At 65.0% G+C, this 12,095-nt stretch carries 8 protein-coding genes and 1 tRNA gene; 2 read left to right on the forward strand and 7 right to left on the reverse strand.

What is annotated here, in order from left to right; genetic code table 11:
• The first annotated feature begins 17 nt into the window (after positions 1 to 17).
• Positions 18 to 2,411, forward strand: a complete 2,394-nt coding sequence (locus tag Q2M23_RS10980; RefSeq protein WP_316395537.1) for a heavy metal translocating P-type ATPase — start codon at positions 18 to 20, stop codon at positions 2,409 to 2,411.
• 163 nt (positions 2,412 to 2,574) lie between these two features.
• Here Q2M23_RS10980 and Q2M23_RS10985 read toward each other — a convergent pair whose 3' ends face one another.
• The 3 genes from Q2M23_RS10985 to trxB form a co-directional block, all read right to left on the reverse strand.
• Positions 2,575 to 3,489, reverse strand: coding sequence for a 4-hydroxy-tetrahydrodipicolinate synthase (locus Q2M23_RS10985; protein WP_316395539.1), 915 nt, complete (start codon positions 3,487 to 3,489; stop codon positions 2,575 to 2,577).
• Positions 3,490 to 4,020: 531 nt separating this feature from the next.
• Complete coding sequence (locus Q2M23_RS10990; protein ID WP_026192264.1) at positions 4,021 to 4,941, reverse strand: LysR family transcriptional regulator; 921 nt, start codon at positions 4,939 to 4,941, stop codon at positions 4,021 to 4,023.
• 2 nt (positions 4,942 to 4,943) lie between these two features.
• The gene (gene trxB, locus Q2M23_RS10995; RefSeq protein WP_057017037.1) at positions 4,944 to 5,909 is read right to left on the reverse strand and encodes a thioredoxin-disulfide reductase; all 966 of its coding nucleotides are present in this window, start codon (positions 5,907 to 5,909) and stop codon (positions 4,944 to 4,946) included.
• 282 nt (positions 5,910 to 6,191) lie between these two features.
• On the opposite strand from trxB, the gene Q2M23_RS11000 reads away from it, so the two are divergent.
• Positions 6,192 to 6,671 carry an Lrp/AsnC family transcriptional regulator gene (locus Q2M23_RS11000; RefSeq protein ID WP_016845095.1) on the forward strand — a complete coding sequence of 160 codons (480 nt, stop codon included), beginning with the start codon at positions 6,192 to 6,194 and terminating at the stop codon, positions 6,669 to 6,671.
• Positions 6,672 to 6,796: 125 nt separating this feature from the next.
• Here Q2M23_RS11000 and Q2M23_RS11005 read toward each other — a convergent pair whose 3' ends face one another.
• From Q2M23_RS11005 to Q2M23_RS11020, 4 genes are all read right to left on the reverse strand, one after another.
• Positions 6,797 to 7,192 carry a DoxX family protein gene (locus tag Q2M23_RS11005; protein ID WP_057017035.1) on the reverse strand — a complete coding sequence of 132 codons (396 nt, stop codon included), beginning with the start codon at positions 7,190 to 7,192 and terminating at the stop codon, positions 6,797 to 6,799.
• 353 nt (positions 7,193 to 7,545) lie between these two features.
• Entirely contained in the window at positions 7,546 to 8,019 is a 474-nt protein-coding gene (gene greA, locus Q2M23_RS11010) for a transcription elongation factor GreA (RefSeq protein ID WP_018269816.1), read from the reverse strand.
• A gap of 197 nt (positions 8,020 to 8,216) precedes the next feature.
• Complete coding sequence (carB, locus tag Q2M23_RS11015; protein ID WP_229191361.1) at positions 8,217 to 11,681, reverse strand: carbamoyl-phosphate synthase large subunit; 3,465 nt, start codon at positions 11,679 to 11,681, stop codon at positions 8,217 to 8,219.
• Positions 11,682 to 12,002: 321 nt separating this feature from the next.
• Positions 12,003 to 12,078, reverse strand: a tRNA-OTHER gene (locus Q2M23_RS11020).
• Positions 12,079 to 12,095: the final 17 nt, after the last annotated feature.

Genomic DNA, 12,095 nt, shown 5'->3' on the forward strand with positions numbered 1-12,095 from the left:
CGGCCGGGAAGAGTTTCGTGGCACACGCAAAGCACGACCATTCGCACGCGGATCATCACCACAATGGCGCGGCCGCGCATTCCTGCTGCGGCGGCAAGCATGATCACGACACGCCGCCGGCCGAGACGGCGTTCGCGATCGATCCGGTCTGCGGCATGAAGGTCGACCCGGCGACCGCCAAGCATCGCTTCAGCTACCAGGGCGAGGAGTACCTGTTCTGCAGCGGCCGCTGCCGCGAGCGTTTCGAGGCCGACCCTGAGAAGTATCTCAAGCCGCGCGAGGAGGAGCCGCCGGCGCCCGCGGGCACCATCTACACCTGTCCGATGCATCCCGAGGTGCGCCAGGTCGGCCCCGGCAGCTGCCCGATCTGCGGCATGGCGCTGGAGCCCGAGCAGGTCTCGCTCGACGACGGTCCCGATCCCGAACTGATCGACATGACGCGGCGGTTCTGGATCGGCCTCGCGCTGACCGTGCCGGTGTTCGTGCTCGAGATGGGCAGCCATCTCGGATTGATGCAGTTGGTGCCGCAGCACTGGTCGAACTGGGTCTCACTCGTGCTGGCGACGCCGGTCGTGCTGTGGGCCGGCGCGCCGTTCTTCGTGCGCGGCTGGCAGTCGCTGGTCACCCGCAATCTCAACATGTTCACGCTGATCGCGATGGGCACCGGCGTTGCCTATGTCTACAGCGTGGTCGCGACGCTGGCGCCGCAGCTATTCCCGCCCGCGTTCCGCGACATGCATGGCGCGGTCGCGGTGTATTTCGAGGCGGCGGCGGTGATCACGGTGCTGGTGCTGCTTGGCCAGGTGCTGGAATTGCGCGCGCGCGCGCAGACCTCGGGCGCGATCCGCGCGCTGCTCGGTCTCGCGCCGAAGACCGCGCGGCGTATCACCGATCATGGCGACGAGGACATCGACATCGATGCGATCAAGGTCGGCGACCGCCTTCGCGTGCGGCCGGGCGAGAAGGTTCCGGTCGACGGCGTCGTCGTCGAGGGCAGTGCGGTCATCGACGAGTCCATGGTCACAGGCGAGTCGATGCCGGTCACGAAGGCCGAAGGCGCGAGCGTGATCGGCGGTACGGTCAACCAGAGCGGCGGTCTTGTGATGCGCGCCGAGAAGATCGGCCGCGACACCATGCTGTCGCGGATCGTCGACATGGTGGCTAAGGCGCAGCGCTCACGCGCGCCGATCCAGCGGCTGGCCGATCGTGTCGCCGGCTGGTTCGTGCCGGCGGTGATCGCCGCTGCCGTGCTCGCCTTCATCGCCTGGACGGTGTTCGGCCCCGAGCCGCGCCTGACCTTCGCGCTGGTCGCCGCCGTCACGGTGCTGATCATCGCCTGTCCGTGCGCGCTGGGATTGGCGACGCCGATGTCGATCATGGTCGGCGTCGGTCGCGGCGCGCATTCCGGCATCCTGATCCGCGACGCGCAGGCGCTGGAGCGGATGGAGGCGATCGATACGCTGGTCATCGACAAGACCGGAACGCTCACCGAGGGCAAGCCGACGGTCGTGCGCGTCATTGCCGCCGAAGGATTCGACGAGAGCGATCTGCTGCGCGTTGCTGCCAGCGTCGAGCAGGGCAGCGAGCACCCGCTGGCGCAGGCGATTATCGCGGCTGCCAGGGAGCGCAAGCTCGCATCCGCCGCCGTCGGCAATTTTGCCTCGCCCTCCGGCAAGGGCGCGACCGGCACGGTCGAGGGCAGGCAGGTTGGGCTCGGCAACGCGGTGCTGATGGCCGAGTTGAAGATCGCGACGGCAGCGCTCGACGAGGCGGCCGAGGCCGCGCGGCGGGACGGCGCGACGGCGATCTATGTCGCGGTCGACGGCCGCATCGCCGGCGTGATCGCGATTGCCGATCCGGTCAAGCCGTCCGCGACCAGTGCGTTGCAGGCGCTGCGCGCCGAGGGCCTGCGCATCGTGATGCTGACCGGCGACAACGAGACCACCGCGCGGGCGGTGGCAAAGACGCTCGGCATCGACGACGTCCAGGCCGGCGTTCTGCCGGAGCGCAAGAGCGAGGTCGTGCAGCGGCTGCGCGGCGAGGGGCGCACCGTCGCGATGGCCGGCGACGGCGTCAATGACGCACCGGCGCTCGCCGCCGCCGATGTCGGCATCGCGATGGGCGGCGGCACCGACGTCGCGATCGAGAGCGCCGGCGTCACGCTGCTCACCGGCGACCTGATGGGCCTGGTGCGCGCGCGGCGGTTGTCGGTCGCGACCATGCGCAACATCCGCCAGAACCTGGCGTTCGCGTTCGTCTACAACGCCGCCGGCGTGCCAATCGCAGCCGGCGTGCTGTATCCGCTGTTCGGCATCTTGCTGTCGCCGATGGTCGGCGCCGCCGCGATGGCGCTGTCTTCGGTCAGCGTGATCGGCAATGCGCTGCGGCTTTCGCAGGTGAAGCTGGACTAGGCGTCTCTTACCTCGCCCCGCTTGCGGGGAGAGGTCGGATCGCATCGCAAAATGCGATCCGGGTGAGGGGGACTCTCCACGAGTCTGTCTCTCGCCTTTTGTGCGGAAGCAGCCCCTCACCCCAGCCCTCTCCCCGTAAGAACGGGGAGAGGGAGCGGAGCGATCACGCTGGCAGCAGCAGCTGCGCGCGGCGCTCCATCTCGGCGTCGAGCCAGGTTGCGAGATCCTCGCTGACCGCGACCATTGGCAGCCGCACCTCGGGGCTGTCGATCAGCCCCTGCCGCCACAGCCAGTGCTTGGCCGGCGCGGGGCTCGGTTCGGCGAACAGCAGCCTCGTCAGGCCGACGACGCTCTGCCAGGCGGCCAGCGCCGCGTCGCGCTGGCCCTGCTGCAGCAGCGTGCGGATCGCAGCGAAGGTGTTTGTTTCCAGATGTGCGGACAGCAGGATCGCGCCGTCGGCGCCGTCCGAGAGCGCATCGAAGGTTTGCGCGTCCTCGCCGGTCAGCACGCGAAAGCCGGCCGGCCGGCGGTTGAGGAAGTCGATCGACTGCGCGCGGTCGGCGCAGCAATCCTTCATGCCGGCGATGTTCGGATGGTCCGCGAGCGCCAGCAGCGTCTCGTTGGTCAGGTTCACCGCCGTGCGATAGGGAATGTTGTAAAGCACGATCGGCCACGACGCGTGATCGGCGAGCGCGTTGAAGTGCTGCACGAGCCCGCGCTGCGAGGGCCTGATGTAATAGGGGCTGGCGATCAGATAGCCGTTGATCGGCCAGTCGGCCGTATCATCCAGCACTTCCTTCATCCGGGCGGTCGAGGCGCCGGAGAGCCCGAGACAGACCGGCAAATGGCGGGAGCTGGCACTGAGCTCGTCGAGCACGACGCTCACCAGCCCCCCCAGTTCGTCCACGCTGAGCGCCGTGCCCTCGCCGGAGGTTGCGCCGAGAATGAACCCGTCGACGGGGCCATTGGCGTAGTGCCGTACGAGACGCCGCAGCGACGTGACGTCGAGCTCGCCGTTACGGAATGGCGTGATCAAAGGCAGCCAGAGGCCCTGCAATTGCTGATGTAGATCGGTCATGTTCCATCTCCTTAAGAAGGCAAAGCCGGAGACGGGACCAACAAAAAACCCCGTCCAGGCGGCGGGGTTTCGGGATCGGTCTGAATGCGAAGGTGATCTTATCGCGCGCGATCTCGTGTCCCCGGGAGGGGAGCTTTTTTCGACGACAGAACGGCGCACGAAGTCGTGATCATGGGATGATGATGCTGCGCTGCGAGGTTGTTGTCAATGCACATGCTGACCGGCGCGTGCGGCGCGTTTTGCGCATGCCATGGAGGTGAAAAGGCACGGCGATGAAAAAAAAGCCGGGCTCGAGTGAGCCCGGCTTAAGGTATTGGCCACGTGAGGCCGACACAATCACCTTCCAAGAGGGATTACTGAACTTCCGCGCCACTGGAGGAGGGGGACATATGCGCGACGCGAACGCTCAGCGTGTAAGCACTATGATCCCCATCGACGGCTTGCAGCAACTATCCAGGTCGCATGTCAGTCATGCGGAGACCGGGGGCAGCACGGATATCCCTATAAAGCAGCCCTATAAGGGCGGCTTAATCACGACGGCCAGCGCTGCGCCTTGCTGACCACGAAGTCGCGGAACACCTGCACCCGGGCCACCGTCTTCAGCTCTTCCGGATAGACGAAGTAGGTGTCGAGCGCGATCGAGTCGGACTCGCCGAACAGCTGCACGAGGTTGTTCTGTTCGACCAGATAGTCCGGCAGCGCGGCGATGCCGAGGCCCTGCTGGCAGGCGCGCACGAGGCCGAGGATGTTGTTGACCTTGAAGTAGGGCTCGCGCGGACCGGAGCCGTTGCGGCCGGCATCGATCAGCCAGCTGCGGTTCTGCAGATGCGCCGGCACCTGCGAGTCGCCGAGCATGATGATGCGGTGCGAGTCGAGATCATCGAGCGTGCGCGGCGTGCCGAAGCGCTTGATGTATTCCGGCGAGCAGTAGGCATGGAAGCCGATCGAGAACAGCTTGCGCTGGATCAGGTCCGGCTGGGTCGGCTTGCGGGTGCGGATCGCGACGTCGGCCTCGCGCATCGAGAGGTCGAGATCCTCGTCGGTGACGATCAGCGAAATCCGGATGTCGGGATAGAGCGCGGTGAACTCGTCGAGCCGCGGGATCAGCCAGTTGATGCCGAGCGCCGGGGGCGTCGTGATCTTGAGGTCGCCGCTCGGCCGCTCGCGGCTGTCGGTGAGCTTTGCGCGGGCCGCCTGCAGCTGCATGAACACGTCATGCGCGGTGCGGAACAGGAGGTCGCCCTGCTCGGTGAGGATTAGGCCGCGGGCGTGGCGGTGAAACAACGACACCGAGAGCTCCTGCTCCAGCGCGCTGACCTGGCGGGAGACTGCCGATTGCGACAGGCCAAGCTGTTCGCCGGCATGCGTGAAGCTGCCCGCCTCCGCCGCCGCGTGAAAGACCTTCAGCTTGTCCCAATCCATATCCGTAAATCCGTCGCGAGATCGTGCCATGATTATTCCGCCGCTGCGCGATCGCTCGCGCGAAGAGCCAGGAAGCGTTCCGCCTCGAGCGCAGCCATGCAGCCGAGGCCGGCGGCGGTGACCGCCTGCCGGAAGGTTTCATCCGCCACGTCGCCCGCGGCGAACAGGCCGGGCATCGAGGTCGCGGTGGAGTTCGGCGCAACCTCGACGTAGCCCGACGGTTTCAGCTTGATCTGGCCTTTGACGAGCTCCGTCGCCGGCGCATGGCCGATCGCGATGAAGACGCCGTCGGTTTTGAGGTTCGTGAGCGCGCCGGTCTTGACGTTCTTCAGCCGCACATGGGTGACCTTGTTCGGGTTCTCCGATCCGCAGATCTCGTCGATCGCCGAATCCCACACCACCTTGATCTTGGGATTCTTGAACAGCCGCTCCTGCAGGATGCGCTCGGCGCGGAAATGATCGCGGCGATGCACGATGGTGACCTGGGAGGCGTGATTGGTCAGGTACAGCGCTTCCTCGACCGCGGTGTTGCCGCCGCCGACCACCACGACGTCCTTGCCGCGGTAGAAGAAGCCGTCGCAGGTCGCGCAGGCCGACACCCCGCCGCCCTGGAACTTTGCTTCCGAGGGCAGTCCGAGCCAGCGCGCCTGGGCGCCGGTGGCGAGGATCACGGTCTCGGCGAGATAGACGTCGCCGGAATCGCAAGTCAGGCGAAACGGGCGCTGGCCGAGTTCCAGCTTGTTGACAAGATCGGTGACGATCTTGGTGCCGACATGGGCCGCCTGCTTCTCCATCTGCTCCATCAGCCAGGGGCCCTGGATCACATCGGCGAAGCCGGGATAGTTCTCGACGTCGGTGGTGATGGTGAGCTGCCCGCCCGGCTGGATGCCCTGGATCAGCACCGGCTCGAGCATCGCGCGTGCCGCGTAGATCGCTGCGGTGTAGCCGGCGGGGCCGGACCCGATGATGACGACCTTGGCATGGACAGGCGCGGGCATTAGCTGATCCCTCTCTTCTGGGGACTTTGACGGGGACTTGTGTGGGAAGCACCCCGGAAGCAGGTCACGGCGGTGCTAAAAGTGTCAAATCCAAGTCTAGGATATCTGGGAAGCTATGCAAGATTTGCAATCCATGTCAGCGATTTTTCCCCGGAACTGAAGTCACATTCGCGAAATCGTGCGCTGCACGCGCAATAAAATTGCGCAATGCCAGCGGGCTGCGCTATGAGAGTTGCCGGCGAACCCGCCAAGCCTTCCAAACCCCTAGGGAACTGTAGTCGCGTGTCGAAGAACCTTGACGAGATCGACCTCAAAATCCTCGCCGAGATCCAGGCCGATGGCCGAATCACCAATGTGGAACTGGCCAAGCGCGTCGGTATCTCGCCGCCGCCCTGCCTGCGCAGGGTCCGGGCGCTGGAGGAGGAAGGCTACATCCAGGGATACCGCGGCCTGCTCGATCCGCGCCGCCTCGGCTACGACGTCACGGTGTTCGCCTCGGTGCATCTGTCGAGCCAGGCTGATGCCGATCTCCGCGCCTTCGAGAATTTCGTGCGCGCCGAGCCGCTGGTGCGGGAATGCTGGATGCTGTCGGGCGAAGTCGACTTCATCCTCAAATGCGTCGCGCCCGACATGGCGACGTTCCAGGATTTCGTCACCCACCTGACGGCGGCGCCGCATGTGCGCAACGTCAGGACGTCACTGGTGCTGCACAATTCGAAATATGAGGCCGCGGTGCCGCTGGGATTGAAGGCGGTCGGCTAGAGCGCCGTGCGCGTCATTCCGGGGCGATGCGTTAGCATCGAGCCCGGAATCTCGAGATTCTGGGTCTGACGCTAACGCGCTATCCCGGAATGACGTCGTCAATGAGTGGGAAGCGCCTAGCGCTGCTACCTCTTCCCCATCGCAGCGTCGACGCTGATCGGACCCGGGCCCGAGGTCGCGAGGTAGAGGCAGGCGAAGCAGAACGCGATCGCCAGACTGCCGTTATTGAGCAGCGGGTAGAACCCTTTTGGAAAATGGCCGATGAAGTAAGCGAAGGCCATTTCACCCGCCAAGATAAAGGCTACGATCCGCGAGAACAGGCCAATCATCAGGAGCCCGCCGAGCACCAATTCGAGGGCGCCGGCCGCGCCGATCAATGAGAACAGCTCGACCTTCTCGAACATTGTCCCGGGTGGGAATTTGAAAATTTTGGCAACGCCGAACTGAAACAGCAGCAGTCCGGTGATGAACCGGAACAGGCTGAGCGCCACCGGCTGGAGCTTGGAGAACATCTGGTCCATTGTCATTTACCCCCTGTTTGACACACTGGAACGTTGCAAGATGCAGAAACACACGGTGTCCGCCACCGGAGTGTGATGTCAACACCTTGCGCCTGGAATCATTCCTCGCGCGATGGCAGTTGCGAGAGAACGCGGCAGTGACACGGTGACGCGCAGCGATGCGTGTTGCGACGCAATCGTCAGCCCGAACTCCGTCCCCCGACATGATTATACTGCATAAACATGTCACGGCCTCACTGGCATGGCGTGCAGCGGCTCTCCATTCACATTGCTGTCAGACCGGGGAGAAACGCGGGGCATAAAAAAAGCCGCGTGCGGGACGCGGCTTTTCTGCACCAGTCACGTGAAGGTAACTACCGCCACTCGACCTTGGTGATCTCGTAGGCCTTGGCGCCGCCCGGCGCCATCACCTCGACGGTGGTCCCCTTCTTCTTGCCGATCAGCGCGCGCGCGAGCGGCGAGGTGATGGAGATGCGGCCCTTCTTGGCGTCGGCCTCGACTTCGCCGACGATCTGCCACACCGCCTTCTTCTCGGTGTCCTCATCGATCAGCGTCACGGTCGCGCCGAACTTGATGGTGTCGCCTGACAGTTTCGAAATGTCGATGATGTCGGCGCGCGCGAGCTTGTCCTCGAGCTCGGCGATGCGGCCCTCGTTGTGCGACTGCTCTTCCTTGGCGGCGTGATACTCGGCGTTCTCCGAGAGATCGCCGTGCGAGCGCGCTTCCGCGATGTGTTCGATGATGCGCGGACGATCCACCGATTGGCGATGCTTCAACTCGTCCGTCAGCGCGGCGTATCCGCCCGCAGTCATCGGAACCTTATCCATCATCTTCGTCCTTCATCGCGCGCGCCCGGCGGCCGTGCACGAATATCCAGTTCAGCTAACGCAGGAATCAGGGCGCCAACGCGCCCGGAAGCCCAGTGATACTCGGCCCCGCTAAGGGCCGTGACAACATCCAATCGCGCGGTGAGTTCCAGCCATTCGGCTAATTGACCGCTTCGGGCCTTCAGCCCGGGCAGCGGTCAGCTTTCGGAAAAGTAACTCTGAAGCGTGCGGACCTCAAGGTCCCCGTCCCGATAGGCCCGGATTCCCCGTGCGGCCGCCACCGCGCCCGAAAGAGTGGTGTAATATGGCACTTTATGCAAGAGGGCAGCCCGCCGCAGCGAGCGGCTGTCGGCCAGCGCCTGCGGACCTTCGGTGGTATTGAAGACCAGCTGGACGTCGCCATTGGTGATGGCGTCGACGATGTGCGGACGGCCTTCGAGCACCTTGTTCACCTTTTCCGTCGGCACGCCGTTGTCGCTGAGGTAGCGCTGCGTGCCCGAGGTTGCCATCACCTTGAAGCCGAGCGAGTGCAACAGCCGCACCGCATCCGCGATGCGCATCTTGTCGTCGCCGCGCACCGAGACGAACACCGTGCCCTGCCGCGGCACGCGCGTGCCGCCGCCGAGCTGGCTCTTCGCGAACGCGACCTCGAAGGAGCGGTCGATGCCCATCACTTCGCCGGTCGAACGCATCTCCGGTCCGAGCACGGTGTCGACGCCGGGGAAACGCGCGAACGGGAATACCGATTCCTTCACGCCGACATGGCCGAGCTTCTTCTTCTTCAGCTTGAAGTCGGCGAGCTTTTCGCCGGCCATGATCCGCGCCGCGATCTTGGCGACCGGCGTGCCGATCACCTTGGCGACGAACGGCACGGTGCGGGATGCGCGCGGGTTGACCTCGAGCACGTAGATCTCGCCGTCCTTGATGGCGTATTGCACGTTCATCAGGCCGACCACGTCGAGCCCGAGCGCGAGCTCGCGGGTCTGCCGCTCCAGCTCCTCGATGGTCTTGGCGTCGAGCGAATGCGGCGGCAGCGAGCAGGCGGAGTCGCCGGAATGGATGCCGGCTTCCTCGATGTGCTCCATGATGCCGACGATGAAGGTGTCCTTGCCGTCGCAGAGGCAGTCGACGTCGACTTCGGTTGCGTCGGACAGATAGCGGTCGAACAGCAGCGGGTTCTTGCCGAGCACGGTGTTGATTTGCCCGGTCTTGTCGTTCGGGTAGCGCGCCTTGATGTCGGCGGGCACCAGCTCGGGCAGCGTTCCCAGCAGGTAGTCGTTGAGCTGGTTCTCCTCGCGGATGATCTGCATCGCGCGGCCGCCGAGCACGTAGGACGGACGCACCACCAGCGGCAGGTCGAGATCGGCGGCGACGAGGCGGGCCTGCTCGACCGAATAGGCGATGCCGTTCTTCGGCTGCTTGAGACGCAGCTTGTCGAGCACGCGCTTGAAGCGGTCGCGGTCCTCGGCGAGGTCGATCGCGTCGGGCGAGGTGCCGAGGATCGGCACTTCGGCGGCTTCGAGCGCGCGGGCAAGCTTCAGCGGGGTCTGGCCGCCGAACTGCACGATCACGCCGTGCAGCGTGCCGTTCTTGCGCTCGGTCGCGATGATCTCGAGCACGTCCTCGGCGGTCAGCGGCTCGAAATACAGCCGGTCGGCGGTGTCGTAGTCGGTCGACACCGTTTCCGGGTTGCAGTTGACCATGATGGTCTCGTAACCGGCGTCCTCGAGCGCGAAGCAGGCGTGGCAGCAGCAATAGTCGAACTCGATGCCCTGGCCGATGCGGTTCGGGCCGCCGCCGAGGATGATCACCTTCTTGCGGTCCGACGGCGCGCTCTCGTCGGCAAATTCGCCGGCGAACGGCCGCTCATAGGTCGAATACATGTAGGCGGTCGGTGAAGCGAACTCCGCCGCGCAGGTGTCGATGCGCTTGAATACCGGGCGCACCCCGAGCGCGTGGCGCTTGGCGGTGACGTCGGCCTCGGTGGTCTCCGTGAGCACGGCGAGCCGTGCGTCGGAGAAGCCCATCGCCTTCAGCATCCGCATGGCGAACGCATTGGTCGGCAGGCCGCTGCTGCGGATCTTGCCTTCCATCTCGACGATGGCGCGCAGCTCCGCGAGGAACCAGGGATCGATCTTGCAGGAATTGAAGATATCCTCGTTGGACCAGCCGAGCCGCATCGCCTGCGCGACCTGCAGCAGGCGGTTCGGCGTCGGCGTGCCGAGCGCCGCGCGGATCGCGTTCTTGTCGTCGCTGCGGCCGAGGCCCTCGATGTCGATCTCGTCGAGGCCGGTCAGCCCGGTCTCGAGCCCGCGCAGGGCTTTCTGCAGGCTCTCCTGGAAAGTGCGACCGATCGCCATCACCTCGCCGACCGACTTCATCGAGGTGGTCAGCGTGGAGGAGGCGCCGGGGAATTTCTCGAACGCAAAGCGCGGAATCTTGGTGACGACGTAGTCGATCGTCGGCTCGAACGAGGCCGGCGTCGCGCCGCCGGTGATGTCGTTGGCGATCTCGTCGAGCGTGTAGCCGATCGCAAGCTTGGCGGCGACCTTGGCGATCGGGAAGCCGGTGGCCTTCGAAGCCAATGCAGAAGAACGAGAAACTCGCGGATTCATCTCGATCACGACCATGCGGCCGTCGTCCGGATTGATGCCGAACTGCACGTTGGAGCCGCCGGTCTCGACCCCGATCTCGCGCAGCACCGCAATCGATGCGTCGCGCATGATCTGGTATTCCTTGTCGGTGAGCGTCAGCGCCGGCGCCACCGTGATGGAATCGCCGGTGTGCACGCCCATCGGATCGACGTTCTCGATCGAGCAGATGATGATGCAATTGTCCTTCTTGTCGCGCACCACCTCCATCTCGAACTCTTTCCAGCCGAGGACGGATTCCTCGATCAGCACCTCGTTGGTCGGCGAGGCATCGAGGCCGCGCTCGATGATGTCGAGATATTCTTCCTTGTTGTAGGCGATGCCGCCGCCGGTGCCGCCGAGCGTGAAGGAGGGGCGGATGATCGCGGGCAGGCCGATGTCGGACAGCGCCATCAGCGCTTCGGCCAAGGCCTGCTGCTGGTAGCGCTTGCGCCGCTCGTTCTCGCCGCCTTCCCACTGCCGTTCGAAGGCTTCGAGCTCGGGGCCGGACAGCTTGGCCTGATCGGCGAGGTACTTGTCGCGGTCGGACTTCTTCAGCGCCGACGCATTGGCGAGCCGCGACCTCGGCGTCTGCAGCCCGATCTTCTCCATGGCGTCGCGGAACAGCTGGCGGTCTTCGGCCTTGTCGATGGCGTCGGCGGTGGCGCCGATCATCTCGACGTCGAACTTCTCCAGCGTACCCTGCTTGCGCAGCGACAGCGCGCAGTTCAGCGCGGTCTGGCCGCCCATGGTCGGCAGCAGCGCGAAGCCGCCGGGCACGACGTGGCGTTCCTTTTCGATGATCTTGGCGACGATTTCGGGCGTGATCGGCTCGATATAGGTCGCATCCGCCAGCTCCGGGTCGGTCATGATCGTCGCCGGGTTGGAATTGACCAGGACGATCCGATAGCCCTCTTCCTTGAGCGTCTTGCAGGCCTGCGTGCCGGAATAGTCGAACTCGCAGGCTTGGCCGATCACGATGGGACCGGCGCCGATGATCAGGATGGTGGAGATGTCGGTTCTTTTGGGCATCAGCTCTCGCGGACTGGAATTTAGGCACAAAAAAAGGGCGCGCTTCCCGCGCGTCCCTCGAGCCATGCGCTACATGTTGTAGCGCCGGAAGCGCGATCCCTCGCGCGCGGGTGGTCTTTAGACCAGTTTCCGCACCCGCGAAACCCCCAAAAACGCGCAATCAACCGCGATTCTGGGGGAAAATCCGCATTCGGCGTATGCCCGGTTGGGGGGTGAGGGATTGGGAGGGACTACCGGCCCGGCTTCGCCCTGCGGGCTACGCCGCGGCAGCCTTAGCTACGAGAAGGCCTGCCGAGCCGAAGCTGCGTCAGCAGCGAAGGCTGGAGGCCCGGCCTGGATTTGAACCAGGATAAACAGTGTTGCACCACTGCCGCGTCGAAGCTTCCGCCACCGGGCCGAGTGGATCATTGCTGA

Source organism: Bradyrhizobium sp. 33ap4, assembly GCF_032654765.1.
Taxonomy (GTDB): domain Bacteria; phylum Pseudomonadota; class Alphaproteobacteria; order Rhizobiales; family Xanthobacteraceae; genus Bradyrhizobium; species Bradyrhizobium australafricanum.